Source organism: Mucilaginibacter sp. 14171R-50 (assembly GCF_010093045.1).
In the GTDB taxonomy this organism is placed as follows: Bacteria; Bacteroidota; Bacteroidia; order Sphingobacteriales; family Sphingobacteriaceae; genus Mucilaginibacter.
The window spans coordinates 1466817-1483835 of the sequence record NZ_CP048115.1 but is presented as its reverse complement, the minus strand read 5'-3'; the positions used below and the strand labels follow the sequence as shown (position 1 = coordinate 1483835).

Here is a 17019-nt window from a genome sequence, read left to right as displayed (position 1 = left end):
AGATGTTAGATATCAGTGCTGTTGCACCCAGTTTTAAAAATGACGCCTTTATAGAAAAGTTTGATGCGTTAAAACCCGGACAAGGCTTTGTGCTCGCCAATGATGAAAGCTCAGAGGCTTATTATGGCCTGTTATCAGCATCGCGCGGCCTTGATTTTGAGTGGGAACCGCTGGAACAAGGTCCGACCCAGTGGACAGCAAGGATAGTAAAAAGATTATTAAAAGATGATGAGGAAACTATAGGCGCTATCGTTGCGCGCGATTATCGAAAATCGCGCGAGCTTTTCGCGCATGATATCGATTTTTGCTGCGGGGGCGACAGGACCCTTTCCGAAGCGCTTGACGGAGATACTGCTGCGATAAACGAAATTTTAAAGCAGTGGGAAGCTATCGATCAATGTCCGGCCGAAAAAGGTATAGATTATCAAAGCTGGAGCCTTTCTCTATTGACTAATTATATCGGCCAGATCCATCACACATTTGTGCGCACACAAAGCTCCTTTATTGCCGATATGGCTTTCAAAGTGGGGGCATCAAACAGTGATCGCTACCCACAGATAAACCAAGTTGCACAAATTTTTGCCTTGACCGGGAAAATATTTGAGGCCCAGATCAGCAGAGAGGAGCAGTTGCTTTTCCCGTATATCCATCAGCTTCCCGGAGATACGCTTTTGCAAAGGCCGGGCGATATAAACGATAATTCAAGTGTCACGCAACTTATTTCCGTTTTAAAAGTGCAAAGCATCGATATCATTAGCCACCTGCGGCAAATTCGCGCCCTGACGGACAATTATACCGCCCCGGCTTATGCATTAGGAACATGCAAGATTCTTTATAGGCTCCTAGCCGATTATGAAGCGGATGCTTTACTGCATTTGCACCTTAAAAATAACATTTTGTTTCCTAAAGTGCTCCAATCACACCAAACTACCGTCAAAACGACATAAAGCCTTAACTACTAAAATAACAATAAGCCTTTACTATGAGCCACACATTCCACATACCGGTTTTAGGACTCGGTTATTCCATAGATACACCTTTAAAGGTTGCCCGGTATGGTATTGCCTCCACCATATCCATTGTTGACGATGAACTGATCGAACGAATGCGCCATTATCACGCGAAATTAAATGGAGAACCTTACACGGCAATAGCTAAAGGTGATACGGATGCCCGCGCAAGGCGAATTACACAATACCTGGACCTGGTTGCCGGGCTGGTAGAAAAACAATTTAAAACACTTAGGGCACTGCAATTTGAACCGGGGAATGACCTGAGCCGCTATTTTGAGTTATTACCCGAGCACAGCCGCCTGAAACAGGGCTACGATCTGATGTGCGATTTTCCGGAAGGAAGTCAGAAACAACATTTTCAAAAATGGTTAAAAAGCGAAATGGTTGTCGGTGCTATTGACGTCAATATCATGTCGAAAGTCGACAAGATGAATTATGCCGTAACGGGCGAATTCACCGGTGACCAAAACACCGACGCATTGGCCGCGTTACGTGGCTTTGCCAACAGCCGGTTACGCTCATCGTTGATCCTGTCTGCCGGCATGAACCCGCGCCTGTATAGCTACCTGGAATCCTTCGCAGATTTTTACCCATCGGCAAACGGTGGTCTCAATAAAAAGATCATCCTCAAAGTGAGCGATTTTCGCTCAGCGTTCATACAAGCAAAATTCCTGGCTAAAAAAGGCTTGTGGGTTTCTGAGTTCCGGGTCGAATCCGGTTTGAACTGTGGCGGCCACGCTTTTGCAACGGAAGGGTTCCTGCTGGGGCCGATCCTGGAAGAGTTTAAACAGAAACGGCAGGTAATGGTCCATGAGTTGTTCGCTATTTACCAGGCGGCCCTGCCTGAAAAAGGTTACGCCAGCCCCGTCTGCCCACCTAACCAGAAATTAAGTGTCCAGGGCGGCATTGGTACAGCTTCAGAAAATGCCTTCCTGCTGGAGCACTATGAGGTAGATACCACCGGTTGGGGCAGTCCGTTTTTGCTGGTCCCCGAAGTTACGAACGTTGATCAGGAAACGCTTCACTCGCTTGAGACTGCCACGGAAGCCGATTATTACCTTAGCGGCGCGTCGCCTTTAGGAATATTGTTCAATAACTTTAAAAAAAGCACAGCAGAATCACTTCGTTTAAAACGGTTGGAAAAAGATCGTCCGGGCAGCCCCTGCACAAAAAAATACTTATGCACCAATACAGAATTCACCGAAAAACCTATATGTACTGCATCGCGCGAATACCAGCACCTTAAGCTGAAGGAGCTGGCAGCTGCCGACCTGCCTGAAGATGAATACCAACAGGCCCGTCAAACGGTGGTAGAGAAAATATGCTTGTGTGAAGGTTTATGTGCTTCAACATACATAAAGTACGATATGTTAAAACCGCGTGAAAATAAAGCAGTGGCCATTTGCCCGGGTCCCAACCTGGCTTATTTTTCCAGGAGTTATAGCCTCGACGAAATGGTTGGGCATATTTACGGTGTTACGGACATTTTGGAGAAAGTAAAACGGCCCCACATGTTCGTCAAAGAACTTAACCTTTACATTGATTACCTGCAGCGCGATCTTGTATCGCAATTAAGGCAGGTAAGTGAAAAGAAGAAAAAGCAGTTGACGAATTTCAAATCGCAATTGCACGAAGGCATAGCTTATTACCAAACTCTTTTCGCCGAATCGGCCAATCAGGCGCCACAGCTTATTCAAGATTGGGTTGAAGAACTGACCAGCTCAGCAGCCCGGCTTGCGATGATCAAAATCTGATCAAAAATAAAGGCGGTATGGATTCCATGCCGCCTTTATTTTATTGATTATGGTTAGGGTAACTTAGGCATCACCATAACCGGTAAGTTTAGATGATAGCTTACCGACTCATTTTGCCCTCTTTTAAAGAACCGGCCAAACTGTTCATGTGGCGTTTGTACAACTACCAGAAGATCGGTTTTTTTATTGGCGCTTAGCCAGGCCCAATCTTTCACTGTAGAGGTATCCGGAATGCTCCTGAAATATACGCCGCCGCAGTTGAGTTTTTTATAAAGATCGCGGTTAAGCGCTTCCTCGGCCTGCCTTACTGCCGCGTTCAACGGGTCGCAGTTTAAGTGAGCGATCATCAACTCTGCCGCATAGCTGTCCATCAGGTGGCCAAGGTGCCGAATAGAATTGATGTCTTCTTCATGCAGATGGGTGGCAAACGCGATCTTTTCAAAATTACGCAACTGTGTTGTGGGCGGCACCACCATTACCGGAACGGCGGCCCAGTCAATGATGCGTTTACATGTATCGCCAAGCAGGAAGGGCACGGGGTCGGCGGCTCCTGCCGTACCGGTAACAATCATGCAGATATCTTCGCGGTCCAGCAGGGCGGTCATGATATCTACTATATCTGTATTCTGTTCATCAAGGCTAACTTTGGGCTGGTATGCACCCGCAAAGCTGCGGCCGGCATGTTCCCGCCCCATACTGCGCCCGAATGTTGCCAGGCGCGATTCGGGTTCCGGTTCGCTATCCTGGGCTGCAACAGGTATAGGGGTTGGTATCACGTTACCGCAAAAACTAAACAAAAGCAAGTTGGCTTTTATTTTTCTGGCCATATGGAAGGCTAACCGGGTTGCGTGCGCCGAGTCGGTAGAGCAATCGGTTAATACCGCAATAGTTTTCATAATATATAAGGGTTAGGCCTGTATTTTACGGCCAGCAAGAGACTCTGTATACTGAAATAATTCGCTTTTGGTTGCCCGGTAGCTGTCGAAAAGATCGGTCAGTTCCAAGCGAAGGGTATTATACCGGGTAAGAAAATCCAGGTTCATGGGTTTCTTCAGGTCGCCGATAAATGGTTCTAAAAACGCCAGGAAACCCGGGATCTTGGCCCTTAGCAATTCCAGCCGCTGATACTGAGCCTCAATCTTAGCCTTAAATTCCGCGTTCCGGCTGCCGTTTACGGAAGGTAATGTGTAGCGATTGATGATATCACGAAAAAAATGTGTTTCTGTTTCCAGGAACGCGATATCTTGCAGCCAGTGTGTGGCTTGCAAATGGATATCTTGAAGTTCCGCTTCCAGCTCGTTATCAGATAATGATGGGATCATATTTTTAAGATTATGTTCAATAAGTTAGTTCTTCCAGCTTTTGACCATCTTTTATTGTGATGGTTGATTCATGTGAGAATGAGCGGCCCTCAAACTCCCAGTTAAGACTCACCTGGTAGGTACCATCGCCCGCAACCGGCAAAGCAACATCAAAATCATGTTCGCCATCGCTATTGTAAGGTATCGACTGGCACCAGGGCTGCGCGCATCCTATTTTTCGCAGGAAAACTTTACCATCAAAAGGATGTCCAAAATTGAAGCGCAACGCCACCATGCTGTAAGGATTGATAAATTAAAGTTACCGGGAACGCTTTTATCAAAAAATGATCTGCGGCACTAAATAAGTTGATTAGGGGCCGCCGAAATATTGGGAAGAAAAAGTTAAATTTGATATGCTCATGGAAGTTAATGAATACATACAGACATTGCCGGAAGAACGCCAGGCCGCCGTACTTGCGCTGCACAGCCTGATCTTAAGTAATGACCACAGCGTGAAAGCTAAACTATCGCCCATGATGGGCAAAATAATGATCCGTTATGACCAGGGCGAAACTTTCAAATATGCGCTGGCTGGCGAAAACAAGCAGCTTACACTACATTGTATGCCAATTTACTGCAATACCCGGCTCAAAGACAAATATCTCGCTTTACTCACCGGCGTAAAGGTTCAAAAGGGATGCATTAACTTTGTTGGTAAAGGTCCCTTACCCTTTGAAGTGCTTGCCGATCTTATTGCCGGGTGCGCGGCTGTTGATATGCCATCCATTGCCGCCAGGCAAAAAGAACATCGCCAATAAGCCTAACTTTTTTCGAAACGCCCGGTTATTTCTTCCAGCCTGATCCGGTAAACCACCAACTCCACCAGGGTGCCTACGTCGCTGTCCTTTTCTGTAATGCCATGTGAGGGATGCCCTTCCGGTTTGGTCACCAGGGGCATGATCCTGTGGATGATACCTTGCATAGCCTGCTGTTTTTCATCCACATCAGTTATCTCTTCATAAACCCCTTTTGCAATCACACTTTTCCATTGAAATACATTTTGAATATCATCGATCTCAAAACAAACATGCGGGTTATCACGCATCATCCTGATCTTTTTGCCTTCGCCGGAATGCCCGTAAATGTACCCGTCGCGATAAACATAATTAATAGGTACCAGGTATATCTCGCCTTTACTCTGACAAGCCACCCTGCCAACTACTTGTTCCTTCAGCAAGTGTTCAATTTCCGCATCATTAAGTTTTCCTAACATGGTATAGATCGTTAAATTTCGTTGGTAAAATTACCACCGTTCTTTCATACCCTTAATGACCGTGAATTACTCCTTTTCGTGATGCTGATCACTTTTTAAATTGGTGTACCGGAGAAAGCGGACCAACAAACCTGCTGATAGATCCCTCAAGGTGCCGATTCTTAACAAGTGCCGGTAAGTGCGGGCGACTTGTTTACCGTACCGCCTTACGTTTACAGCTTAAGCGTTAGTATTACCGGGCGATACAAATTGATAACCAGCACCAGGCAGACTGACCACCGTCATTGATGGACAGGCCGCCACCGGGTTAAATTTACGTTTAAAAGAACATTATGAAAACAGCCGTTGATCCCGAACTCCGTGAAATTATGGAAGTTCCTCATTACCGGCCGGCGTTATCTATCATATTGCCGGTCGATACCGACGTGAGCTTAAAAACAGAAGCTGCCCACACCTTGAAAACTACCGCTGACAAAGCAGAGCAGGCATTGAAAGAATTTTATCCTGAAGAATACTGCGACCTGATCATGCAAAAACTTCATTCATTAATCGATGAATTAGATATTCCGGCAAATAGCAGGGGTATAGCCTTGTTTGTGTCGCCGCTGTTTAAAAAGGTATGCTATCTTGATTTTCCTGTAACTGAAAAAATCATTGTAGACGATTCCTTTGAAATAAGAGATTTGCTCTATAACGCCAGGCAGAACATAAACTTTATTGTTGTGATGCTTAGCGGCCGGGGAAGTAAGGTTTTTACAGGCGACCGCATTTCCATACAGCCACTTCACACTAATATACCGGCAACAGTCGATTCCTTTATAGCGGATACGCCTGAACGAGTAACCAACTTTACGGACATGACGGAACACAAACAAAACGTTTTGAACAAGTTTCTGCTTCATGTGGACGAGGCCCTGGATGACTTGCTGCAGCAATACCGCTTACCGGTTTTGCTCATCGGGACCAAAAAGACCCTGGGTCAATTTAAGAAAATCAGCAAAGGCAGCTACAAGACTATAGGATATGTTGAAGGCAACTACGAAAAACTCACTACAACCGCGTTGACCAAACTGATACAACCATTTATAAACTCGTGGCAGGAAAACAACCAACAGGAGATTTTAAAACGTTTGGACGAAGCCGCCGGGCAACACCGGCTAACAACAGGCATCCTGCAAGTGTGGCAAGCAGTTCAAAACGGCCACGGAAAGTTGCTTGTTGTGGAAAAAAACTTTCGCTTTGCCGCTCAGCATGGACCGCAGCCGGATATTATTGAGCCAGCTATTGAGCCCTATAATCATTTTACCTTTATTCGCGACGCTGTAGACGATGTCATTGAGAAGATACTGATGAGCGGTGGCGAGGTTGAATTTATCGAAAACGGGCGAATGATACAATACGATCATATCGCGCTGATAAATTATTACCCACAATGATGTTTATAAATACCAGAGATGTAACAAATACCAGCCGGTTACGCGGCCTCCGCCGGATAGGCCAGCCATCAGATCGTAAATAATTCAATTTCAATACGATGTCTCCCGTGTTAAGTTCCTTAGGCAATTGCTTCGCTGTTCAGCTTATCTACCAGGTCTACAAATTCATTTACATTAAAAGGCTTGGCTATATAGGCATTGGCACCGGCATTCTTCGCTATCTCTCCGCCATCCCTGCTTGCAGACATAATCAACACCGGCATATGTGCGTCGTCAGGTTGACTTTTTATTTTTTGGGTGATCTGATCTCCTGACAACACTGGCATCCATAGGTCCAGAATCAGCAGATCAGGCCGGAAGTTCTTGATGCATTCAAATACCCTGAGGCTATTACCTTCTGTAAGTACTTCATATTTGTCTTCATTAAACACAATTTCAAGCATTTCCAGGATGCCCTGGTCATCATCACAGATCAGTATCTTTTTTTTCATGGTAATTGTTTTATCGGCAAGGTAAAACTAAAGGTAGAGCCCTGCCCGTATTCACTATCCACCCAAAGGCTTCCGCCGTGATTTTTAATGATCTGTTCGCAGATATATAGACCGATACCCATTCCAGGGTATTTTTTTTGCGTTTCGGTTGACCGGAAGAAACGCTCGTATATTCTTTTTTGGTCGGCAGCGTTAATGCCCAGGCCGTAATCTTTAACAGATAATTTGATGTATCCGTTTAACACCGCCAGGTGTACTTCCACTTTATCTGCGTCGGGCGAATATTTGATCGCGTTTGATAAAAAATTACTAACTACCTGGCTCAGTTGCGATTCATCGCCGATGAATTTTATCTGCGTATGCCCTGAAACTATGATATGGTGTTTGGCAGATGCAGCCTGCAAACTGTCTACCGTTTCGGCAACCATCTTGTCAAAATCAAACTCTTCCTCGTTTAGCGTGATATTCCCGGTTTGAATTCTTGAAACTTCCAGCAGCTCCTCAATCAAATTATTTAGCTTTTCGGTGTGTTTAGCGGTTTTTTTAACAATATCTTTCAGTTTTTCACCCGACTCGGGAGGAAGCAACCGCTCTATTATCTGGATGTAACCTTTAATAGTGGTCAATGGTGTTTTTAGTTCGTGGCTGGCTACCGAAAGGAAATCATCCTTACGCTGTTCAATCGCCCGGCGCTCCGTTATATCTTCGATAGCCAACAGAATACGGTCCTTATATTCTCCTTCAAGTTCAACGCGATTGGCGTTAAGCAGCATAAGTTTTTTACCTATATGCGGAAAATCGTGCTCCACCTCGAAGTCTAACACCGGGTTATTTGTAGGAAGTATCTTTTCGAGCAACTCCTTAAGTTTTGGAATATTCCATTGCCCATTCCCCAGTTGGTAAAGGTTCTTGTTCTCCGTTTCCAGGACACTGACTTTAAAAGTGTTCAAAAAATGCTGGTTGGCACTGATAACCTTTAATTGGGGGTCGAGTACCAGCAGGCTTTCCCTTACCGTTTGAACGATACTATCGAGATATTCCCGGCTATGATGCAGGGCCTCTGTACGTTCCCTAATCTTCTGCTCGCGTTGTTCCTTTTCCTGTACAAGGTTCTCTTCCGCTTTTTTGCGCAGGCTGACGTTATGTTGAACACCAATAAAATGGGTAACTTTTCCATCTTCGCTTTTAATAGGTGAAACATAAAGTTCGTTCCAAAACAATTGTCCGTTGCGGGTGTAATTCCTGATCTCTACAGATATGTTGCTGCCATTGGCTATAGCCTCCTTTATTTTAGCCCGTGCGGGTTGAGTACGGTCATCCGCTTGCAAAAAACGGCAATTGTGGCCAATAATGTCATTGCGCCGGTAGCCAGTCATTCGCTCAAATGACCCGTTGCAATAAATGATTGGATTATCCGGCAATTGGTTATCGGTGATAATGATTCCCGATACGCTGGCGTCAAGGGCGGCTTTCATCAGCGTAAGGCTGATATTATTATTATTGTCGCGAGGTAGTTGATCGGCTGTAAACATTTTAAGTATATCCGCAAATAGGTTGAAATATGCCAACCGTCTGAATAATTTCGCTTTAGTAACACGATTTCTACCGGTTGGTTTTGCAAATCATCGCCGTTTGTTAAAATAGTAAGCCGGTACCGCATTCACACTTTTGGCCAGCGAAAGCTTTAACTCAAGCATTTATCCGCATCAGCAAGATGTTAAAATTGTTAAAATAGTTAGCTAAATAAGCTTTGACAGGAATTTGAAAAGGTTAAAATAGGCAATAACAGTAGGTCATACCTCAATATTTTCGAAACAAAAAAGCCTGTAAACATTAATTTACAGGCTTTTAGTTGTTGCCAACTTTGTCTTAGCGGAATGGACGGGACCGTGACCATTCGAGTAAGATATTATCTTACAGGCATTTATATTTTCGAATACCTATTAGTCACCGTGGAGGTCACGGATTAACTATAAGGGATTTTCAGTCGATTTAAAGAACTTTTCTTTAATCAAATATACGATTTTGACCCGAAATTTTGGTCATAAAATCTAACTTTATTTTATGATTTACAACCTTTATAAAAAAGCAAGCGGCGATGATGCTGGCCAAGTATTGGCTATTATTGGCCACCATGATAGTGATGTTATAGATGCCTTCGAGGTTTATCGCATAACCAACGATGATCCAATCCAGGTAGAAGTTTTTAAAGACAAGGATATTAAAGTTTACGGCGCAGGAAGGCCTATTTGGTCAGAGATCACCTGGACACTCAATGAAAAATGGGACTTAATAAAAACCGAATTGGATCTCGCTAAAATTACTGAAGCTATTAAAGCGAATCCGGCTCCTGAAGCTATTTCATCTTTAGTTAGCTACTTTGGCAAATGAAAAGAGTTATTGAAACCTGTAATTACATAAATGAATAAATATATAATTGCAGGTTTCTATAATTATGTAAATACATAGTCTTAGTTATGTTGGAAACTCCGTATCGCGTTGTTCCGTCTTTTGCTCATTTTTAAACCAGCCGAAACTTTCGATTAATTTTTCCAATCTTTCGGTGGCCTCTTGAGCCACAGGGCCATCATGTTTCTTAAACAATCCGAATTTGTACTGCTTTAGATTGTCAGTGGCAGCTATTACTACGACATCCTTTTCACCATATTTATAGGCATAAATCTCCGCAGCAAGTTTCACAACCTCATCAACATCATGTTCGGCAATATCAGAACTGTAGTATATTACGAGATGACCGATATCGTTATGAACATGATATCTCCTCACCAGGAGATTTGCGATCGTGCTTTGATATTTTTGAATGAGTGAAAATATGTTATTCGCCAACTGTCGCCGTTCAAAACGGGTGGTATTCATCAACTCTTTTGCTAAACTTTCACCATCACTTAATTTCAGAACTTCATTGGCCACCATTTTGTCGATAAAATAACTTGGGCCATCCTTATGCTTTTTATAAGTGAAGGCTTTACTCTGAATATATTTATCCCAAGCTCCTTCACAACCCCCTCTCTGTGCCTCTTTCTCACTTTTAATAAATTCTGGAAACTCGCGGGCATTTGTAATGAATATGGCAAGCAAGTCCTTTTCCCTGCAAGCATCTCCCAATTTCATATTAGAAGATAATAATTGTTCCCTCTTAATCAGATAATCTGTCAAATCATTAATAGTGTCCAGTTCATCAATTATTGCTTCAAAAGTGTCTTTATCGAATATATTAATGAACCCTTTACCTTCCACCTGATCGGACAAGTTATACTGTTCAAATTGTTCGCCAACATTTATGGTGATCCTAAAAATGTGTTGATAGCGTTGTGGCTCAAATTTTTCAGGCCCCCGGTCAGGGTGGCTGATATAAACATCTTTTACATTTTGAAAGAGCTTTCTGTATGCTCCGTTTAATTGTTTTGTTGATTTTTCTATAACTTTTTTTTGATACTTATCATAGTCCCCATCATAGTGATGGTTTTTTACAGAAATGATGATAGCTGTATTTCGGAAAAGGATAAGCAGATCACAAATTTCTTTATAATCACCTTTTTCATCTTTTGGGTTTGGATAACACCAATACTTCAGATAGGTATCATACGAAAGCTGCAAAACATAAGCCTCGCCTTCATCTCCTATTTCTCTGTGTTTTTCCATCTCCTATTTAATGTTGAACATTCACTATCCTTATTTACAATTATGTGTGTATTGGAATAAATATGGTATCCGAGTCGGACGAACTCGGAGAAATAAAGATAACTATAAACCCACCTTTGCCTATGTAATTCTACAATTACAGAATTGAAGATTTATGTATTTACAAACATTTAGAAATATGTAGTTATGGCAAAGATTATAACCATCGCCCATCAAAAAGGCGGCGTAGGAAAAAGCACATTGGCATTGAACCTGGCATTGTGTTTTAAAGACCAATTGAGTGTCGCGTTAGTGGACTCGGATTTACAGGGCAGCTTATATCATGCACGGGAAGATTTCCCCGACCTTGAAATCCTGGCTGCGGAAAAAGTAAGTGATATCCCAAAATTGGGATATGATCTGATTATCATTGACACGCCTCCTTACTTATCCAATAAATTGACCGACCTGTTTTTGATATCAGATTTTGTCCTGGTTCCGACAAAAGCCGGATTCTTCGACGTCATGGCGATCCGAGCAACATTGGCATTGATCAGATTTGCGCAGGCAAAGAAGCCTGCATTAAAAGCAGGGATAGCGCTTAACATGATCAAATACCGATCCGGTGTTACAAAGGATGTTTCTGAACTATTGCAGGATATGGGTACGCCGCTGTTAAAGACAATGATTCACGACCGGGTAAGCATAACGCGGAGTGCGATCACTGCCGGAATATTATCAGGTACTGATTTGAAAGCAAAGGAAGAATTTACGTCCCTTGCAGAGGAAGTGGTCGATTACATAAGTGCATAATTGCAGCAATACAGATTTATGTAATTACATAAATGCAAGGATATGCGATACCATATTGAAATGCAATGGAAGATTATAAAAAGAAATTGGGGGGGCTTGCTGACAAACTAAAACAGGACCCGCCTAAGACGCCCATTCAGGAAGTTCACCCGGTTAAGGATGTTGAGGAACCAAAAGAAGCGGAAGCGCAGCTTAACGTATGGATACCTAAAAGCCTTCTTAAAACAATGAAAGGCTATGGGATTGAACACGATCTTTCATTAAAGGATATCAATATCCTAGCATTGCAATCATTCCTTAAAGGAAACTTGAAAAAGTCTGTTGAAAAGCAATCATAAACAAGTATTAGCCATATTGGAGTTCGCTAAGTCTTTAGATAGGTGAGGATTTAAACTGCTGTCTTTTTGCAGTTAGCAAGATGTACGTTTGTACCACAACCGAATCTTGCCCTTCCTCCGAAGTCGTCAGGGAATAGCCATCAAACACTCCGAAGTCGGTTTGATCGAAAGAAAAATCCTATGGGAGAGACGCATGAAAATAGATCGAAATGGGTTAAGATCAGGCTGAAGCCAACTGAACAAAACCTAATTGAACGACGCTATAAGAAAACCACTTTTCAGTGTATGAGCGAATATGCCCGCGCCCTTTTATTGGGAAAGCCGGTGATGATTTTAAACCGTGATAAATCCTTAGATGATCTTTTAGAAGAGTTGATGATACTGCGAAAGGAGCTCAATGCTATCGGCAATAACCTGAACCAGGCGGTACGAAATATTAACAGCGCACATGGAACCGCAGACAATCGATTATGGGAAAATTTATTACAGGTAGTCAATAACAAACTGGAACCTTCGGTTACCGAAATCAAAGATCGCATAAATACCTACGCTACATTATGGTCGCAAAAATTGAAAGCGGGAAAAGTATAATTGGCGCTTTGAATTATAATGAGCGTAAGGTTAAAGCAGGAAAGGCCAAATTGATCATGGCGCAGCTATATCCAAAGGAGAGCCGGTTCCTGAGCTTTGATGATAAGCTATTTCGCTTAACTGACCTTGCTGCGCGAAATGCAAGGGCTAAAACGAACACGGTTCACCTATCGTTGAACTTTGACCTTACTGAAAATTTGAATGAAGAAAAACTTTGTCAAATAGCCGAGGCTTACATGGAAAAAATAGGTTTCGGCCAGCAACCGTTTCTGGCCTACCAGCATTTTGATGCCGGTCATAACCACATTCATATTCTCACGACCAACATCGATGCCGATGGAACCAGGATAAGTTTACATAACATCGGCAAACTCAAATCCGAGCCTGCCAGAAAAGCAATCGAACAAGAATATGGCTTAGTAAAAGCAGAAGATCCGGCCAGGTCAATCGCCAATCAAAAAAATGCAAAGCCATTAATTTATGGTGCTACCGATACAAAGAGAGCAATTAGCAACATCGTCAATCATGTTTCCCAGTCTTACAAATTTACCAGCCTTGCCGAGTTCAACGCGGTTTTGGCAGGATATAATATTGTTGCGGATCGTGGGCCAAAGGAAACGGTGATGTTTGAACACGGTGGATTACGTTATTGGGCGTTGGATGATCAAGGGAACAAAACAGGAGTCCCGCAAAAAGCAAGTTCGCTCTATAAAAAACCTACAATGAAATTATTAGGTGAGCGATTTAAGTTAAATGAATATTTAAGGAAGCCTTTTAAAAATAGTCTATCCAATATCATTGACGGTGCTATTCCGCAGGTAAGATCACACCAGGAACTACAAGCGCTATTAAAGCAAAAGGCTATCGACTTGCTCATCCGTCAGAATGCGGAGGGCAGGGTCTATGGATTGACGTTTATCGATCAAAACAATAAAGTTGTTTTCAATGGCAGCGACTTAGGTAAAGCCTACAGCGCGGCCGCAATTGAGGCGCGGTATGGTCAGGAGTATCTCGTACAGATGGGTAAGGAAAAAACGTCAGGTGAAGATGACGCTTCCACTCATGAAATTCTTACACCTTCAGAGAATCAACAAGCCACTATTGACCTTTTGGGTGATCTGTTAAGCCCAACGGAAGGGGCAAATAACCAAAGTCTATCTGATCGGCAAAAAAAGAAAAAACGCAGGCGTCTAAAACTTTAAAAACTAAGATTATGCAAACGGGAGAAAACGAACAAGCGCTCAGGAAGATTATGGACTTCACCAGGTTTTTAGCTGTGGCAATCCTCATCCTGCATTTTTATTTCAGCTGCTATGCGGCATTTCGGGAACTGCACTTTACCCATAAGGTGACTGATCATATTCTGCTCAACATTTACAAATTCCGCCTATTCAGAAACGGTCTGCTCTCCAAAGCGGTTGCGCTGATACTACTCATCGTATCTCTGATCGGAACCAAGGGCAAAAAAGATGAAAAGGTCACCTGGAAAAGAAATCTTATTTATGCGGGATTAGGACTGGCCATATATTTTTTAAGCGGTCTATTATTTCATTTAACGCTTTCGACATTGTTCACAGCCACGTTATACATCGGGCTGACTGCAACGGGTTTTCTATCATTCCTATCCGGAATCAGTAAAATGTTCCGAATCATAAATATCAAATTGACCCAGGATGTTTTTAATACAGAAAACGAAACTTTCCCACAGGAAGAAAGGAAACTGGAGAATGAATACTCGGTTAATCTTCCTGCTCAGTATAATTATAAGGGCAAGGTCCGGGATAGCTGGATAAATGTGATCAATCCTTTCCGGGGTTCATTGGTGTTAGGTACACCGGGTGCGGGTAAATCCTATTTCGTAATCCGGCATATTATCACGCAACATATTAAAAAGGGATTCAGTATGCTGATCTACGATTTCAAATTTGATGACCTGTCGGTCATCGCCTATAATGCGCTGCTGAAATATTCAGGAGCCTATAAAAAAAAGCCCAGTATCTGGTTTATTGATTTCGATAATATCAAGCATCGGTGTAATCCATTGGATCCGGACCGGATGGAAGATATTACCGATGCTATGGAATCAGCAAGAACTTTCATGCTTGGGTTAAATCGTGAATGGATCAAGAAACAAGGCGATTTCTTTGTTGAATCCCCCATCAATTTTGTAACCGCCCTTTTCTGGTTTCTTAAGAAATATGAAGATGGGAAATACTGCACCTTACCGCACGCCATCGAACTTGCCCAGGTCGATTACGAAAAACTTTTCGCGTTGTTGCAAAAAGAGCCTGAAATAGAAGTTTTGATCAATCCATTTATTTCTGCCTGGCGAAATGAGGCATACGATCAATTGGAAGGGCAAATCGCCAGTGCCAAGATCAGTATGGCAAGACTCGTTTCACCAGCGCTTTATTACGTGCTTTCCGGTAATGATTTTTCACTCGATTTAAACAACCCGGATGAACCTAAGATCGTATGCCTGGGTAATAATCCACTCAAACAACAGGTATATGGAGCAGTTCTCAGCTTATACATTTCGCGCGCTATCAAACTGGTGAATCAGAAGAATAAGCTGAAAAGTAATTTGATTTTTGACGAGTTCCCTACCATTTATTTTAACAACATCGATAGCCTGATCGCGACCGCTCGCAGCAATAAGGTCGCTACAACCTTGGCTGTGCAAGATTACAGCCAGTTGAAAAAGGACTATGGCCGGGAACAGGCAGAGGTGATCATGAACATCGTAGGCAATATTATTTCCGGGCAGGTTACCGGCGATACTGCGAAACAGTTGAGTGAACGGTTTGGGAAGATCATGCAGGAACGTCAGAGCGTATCAATCAATAGCCAGGATACTTCTATAAGTAAATCGACACAATTAGATTTCGCTATTCCGGCGTCAAAGATATCAACGCTGTCCTCGGGTGAGTTCGTTGGCCTGGTAGCGGATAACCCGGATGAAAAGATAGACTTAAAGGTTTTTCATAATGCGATTGTCAATGACCACGATGGGTTAAAAGCGGAGGCTGATAATTACCACGCAGTTCCAACCATTAGAAACGTTGATAGTGATATCCTTGCTGCCAATTATTTTTCAATCAAGTCTGATATTGAAAGCATTATAAATAAAGAAATTCCTGCTGCAACGGAATAGTTCAACAACATGGGGTGGTAAAGGGTGGTAGCTTATTTTAGAATTTCTTTCCACTTTTTGGACCAACACATTCACCCAACGTCAAAATCTAATTGCACTTTAAGGGACTAACCCTTTAAATTTTCCTTTAGTGATTACAACTGATTACTACCTGTTTTCATTTTTTATTTCCTTGTTCCTTTGATCTGTAAATCGATCACAAACCTCTTATCAACCATGGTAATACAAAAAGAAAGGAACCTTCGTGACAAAGAAAACAGCAAAGAGATTTGGCGGATTACGTACCCGCCGGTAATGGATGTTACCAGAATTATTTTGATAGCTTAATCAATAAAATCATGAATGCAATTACCTCAACTTTATCTCCTAACATTTCGCAGGATACAAAAAATAAAATAGCCAACTTTATCAGGTACACTTGCCTTTTCTTGTTTGTTTATACTGCATATGCTAAAATCGTGGAACACAAGAGATTTTTAAATGGCTTAAAAAATGTTCATTTAATCAGCAGCCAAGCTGAATTGATTTCCTATTTGGTTCCTGGATTGGAGGTGGTAGTTGCAGTAATGCTCATTATTCCTAAAACTATAAAAATCGGATTAATATCATTTTCAGGAATGATGGTTGGTTTTACAGGTTATATAATCAGTGCAATGATATGGGAGCCACATCTTCCCTGTCACTGTGGTGGTGCTATTGAACGATTATCATGGATGCAGCATATATGGTTCAATCTCGCCTTTATCATGTTGGCCATTATTGCGGTCCGCATTTCAAAATTTAGTAATTATTAAAAAATTAAGATCATGAAAAACTTTAAACAAATCGCTTTTGGCCTGATGGTAGGTGCATTAGCAATCGGCTTTAGCGCATTTACCACTGCCAATAGCAGCTCTATTAAATACAATAAAGATGCGAAAGGTAAAATTATTAGCGTTTCTGCATTGTACTATAACATCAGTGGTGACCCAACCAGCACTGATCCTGATAACTTTATTTTCAGGGACGGTACCACCCCTGCAGCTTGTAGTACATTAAGCAATAAGGAGTGCCAGGCTACCTGGACAACAACCAATACACCTCATAACAACCAATCGCCAACAGATGCTGGCTCGCCTTCACTTTCATCAAGAGGGCCGGTTGATAAAGTTTATAATGGCCAATAAGTAGTAAGCGCACGGGAATATAATTTCCGTGCGCTTTTTTTAAATAA

The 17019-nt window shown here is 42.4% G+C and carries 19 protein-coding genes; 12 read left to right on the top strand and 7 right to left on the bottom strand.

The window, feature by feature from the left end:
- The first annotated feature begins 2 nt into the window (after nucleotides 1-2).
- Together GWR56_RS06915 and GWR56_RS06910 are read left to right on the top strand one after the other, a co-directional pair.
- Nucleotides 3-947 (top strand): DUF542 domain-containing protein, encoded by a 945-nt coding sequence (locus GWR56_RS06915; protein ID WP_162430406.1) that lies wholly within the window; start codon nucleotides 3-5, stop codon nucleotides 945-947.
- A 35-nt stretch (nucleotides 948-982) separates the two neighbouring features.
- Nucleotides 983-2767 carry a hypothetical protein gene (locus GWR56_RS06910; protein ID WP_162430405.1) on the top strand — a complete coding sequence of 595 codons (1785 nt, stop codon included), beginning with the start codon at nucleotides 983-985 and terminating at the stop codon, nucleotides 2765-2767.
- Between the two features lie 53 nt (nucleotides 2768-2820).
- Here the strand turns inward: GWR56_RS06910 and GWR56_RS06905 are convergent, their stop codons facing one another.
- From GWR56_RS06905 to GWR56_RS06895, 3 genes are read right to left on the bottom strand one after another with little or no spacing between them, the layout of a single operon-like run.
- Nucleotides 2821-3663, bottom strand: coding sequence for a universal stress protein (locus GWR56_RS06905; RefSeq protein WP_162430404.1), 843 nt, complete (start codon nucleotides 3661-3663; stop codon nucleotides 2821-2823).
- A gap of 12 nt (nucleotides 3664-3675) precedes the next feature.
- Nucleotides 3676-4089, bottom strand: coding sequence for a hypothetical protein (locus GWR56_RS06900; RefSeq protein ID WP_162430403.1), 414 nt, complete (start codon nucleotides 4087-4089; stop codon nucleotides 3676-3678).
- A 16-nt stretch (nucleotides 4090-4105) separates the two neighbouring features.
- Nucleotides 4106-4363 carry a hypothetical protein gene (locus tag GWR56_RS06895; RefSeq protein WP_162430402.1) on the bottom strand — a complete coding sequence of 86 codons (258 nt, stop codon included), beginning with the start codon at nucleotides 4361-4363 and terminating at the stop codon, nucleotides 4106-4108.
- Nucleotides 4364-4487: 124 nt separating this feature from the next.
- Here GWR56_RS06895 and GWR56_RS06890 point away from each other — a divergent pair, with 124 nt between their 5' ends.
- Nucleotides 4488-4886: a hypothetical protein gene (locus GWR56_RS06890; RefSeq protein ID WP_162430401.1), complete on the top strand. Its 399-nt coding sequence runs from the start codon at nucleotides 4488-4490 to the stop codon at nucleotides 4884-4886.
- A 2-nt stretch (nucleotides 4887-4888) separates the two neighbouring features.
- On the opposite strand, the gene GWR56_RS06885 is transcribed toward GWR56_RS06890, so the two are convergent.
- Nucleotides 4889-5341, bottom strand: a complete 453-nt coding sequence (locus GWR56_RS06885; protein ID WP_162430400.1) for a pyridoxamine 5'-phosphate oxidase family protein — start codon at nucleotides 5339-5341, stop codon at nucleotides 4889-4891.
- 332 nt (nucleotides 5342-5673) lie between these two features.
- Here GWR56_RS06885 and GWR56_RS06880 point away from each other — a divergent pair, with 332 nt between their 5' ends.
- Entirely contained in the window at nucleotides 5674-6777 is a 1104-nt protein-coding gene (locus GWR56_RS06880) for a hypothetical protein (RefSeq protein WP_162430399.1), read from the top strand.
- A 119-nt stretch (nucleotides 6778-6896) separates the two neighbouring features.
- Here the strand turns inward: GWR56_RS06880 and GWR56_RS06875 are convergent, their stop codons facing one another.
- Nucleotides 6897-7268 carry a PleD family two-component system response regulator gene (locus GWR56_RS06875; protein WP_162430398.1) on the bottom strand — a complete coding sequence of 124 codons (372 nt, stop codon included), beginning with the start codon at nucleotides 7266-7268 and terminating at the stop codon, nucleotides 6897-6899.
- A complete protein-coding gene (locus GWR56_RS06870; protein ID WP_162430397.1) occupies nucleotides 7265-8800 on the bottom strand; it encodes an ATP-binding protein in 1536 nt (511 codons plus the stop codon). The genes GWR56_RS06875 and GWR56_RS06870 overlap by 4 nt, the downstream gene beginning before the upstream one ends.
- 532 nt (nucleotides 8801-9332) lie before the next feature.
- Between GWR56_RS06870 and GWR56_RS06865 the strand changes: the two genes are divergently transcribed.
- Nucleotides 9333-9659, top strand: coding sequence for a hypothetical protein (locus GWR56_RS06865; protein ID WP_162430396.1), 327 nt, complete (start codon nucleotides 9333-9335; stop codon nucleotides 9657-9659).
- Between the two features lie 84 nt (nucleotides 9660-9743).
- Here GWR56_RS06865 and GWR56_RS06860 read toward each other — a convergent pair whose 3' ends face one another.
- Entirely contained in the window at nucleotides 9744-10931 is a 1188-nt protein-coding gene (locus tag GWR56_RS06860; RefSeq protein ID WP_162430395.1) for a hypothetical protein, read from the bottom strand.
- Nucleotides 10932-11117: 186 nt separating this feature from the next.
- On the opposite strand from GWR56_RS06860, the gene GWR56_RS06855 reads away from it, so the two are divergent.
- The 7 genes from GWR56_RS06855 (at nucleotide 11118) to GWR56_RS06825 (ending at nucleotide 16972) form a co-directional block, all read left to right on the top strand.
- Complete coding sequence (locus GWR56_RS06855; protein WP_162430394.1) at nucleotides 11118-11723, top strand: ParA family protein; 606 nt, start codon at nucleotides 11118-11120, stop codon at nucleotides 11721-11723.
- A gap of 65 nt (nucleotides 11724-11788) precedes the next feature.
- On the top strand, nucleotides 11789-12061 hold the full coding sequence (locus tag GWR56_RS06850) for a hypothetical protein (protein WP_162430393.1): 273 nt from the start codon (nucleotides 11789-11791) through the stop codon (nucleotides 12059-12061).
- A 180-nt stretch (nucleotides 12062-12241) separates the two neighbouring features.
- Nucleotides 12242-12652 carry a MobC family plasmid mobilization relaxosome protein gene (locus tag GWR56_RS06845; RefSeq protein ID WP_238395354.1) on the top strand — a complete coding sequence of 137 codons (411 nt, stop codon included), beginning with the start codon at nucleotides 12242-12244 and terminating at the stop codon, nucleotides 12650-12652.
- The gene (locus GWR56_RS06840) at nucleotides 12619-13854 is read left to right on the top strand and encodes a relaxase/mobilization nuclease domain-containing protein (protein WP_162430391.1); all 1236 of its coding nucleotides are present in this window, start codon (nucleotides 12619-12621) and stop codon (nucleotides 13852-13854) included. Before GWR56_RS06845 ends, GWR56_RS06840 begins: the two co-directional genes overlap by 34 nt.
- An 11-nt stretch (nucleotides 13855-13865) precedes the next feature.
- Entirely contained in the window at nucleotides 13866-15806 is a 1941-nt protein-coding gene (mobC, locus tag GWR56_RS06835) for a conjugal transfer protein MobC (protein ID WP_162430390.1), read from the top strand.
- A 338-nt stretch (nucleotides 15807-16144) separates the two neighbouring features.
- Nucleotides 16145-16600, top strand: coding sequence for a MauE/DoxX family redox-associated membrane protein (locus GWR56_RS06830; RefSeq protein WP_162430389.1), 456 nt, complete (start codon nucleotides 16145-16147; stop codon nucleotides 16598-16600).
- Nucleotides 16601-16612: 12 nt separating this feature from the next.
- The gene (locus tag GWR56_RS06825) at nucleotides 16613-16972 is read left to right on the top strand and encodes a hypothetical protein (protein WP_162430388.1); all 360 of its coding nucleotides are present in this window, start codon (nucleotides 16613-16615) and stop codon (nucleotides 16970-16972) included.
- The last annotated feature ends 47 nt before the right edge of the window (nucleotides 16973-17019 follow it).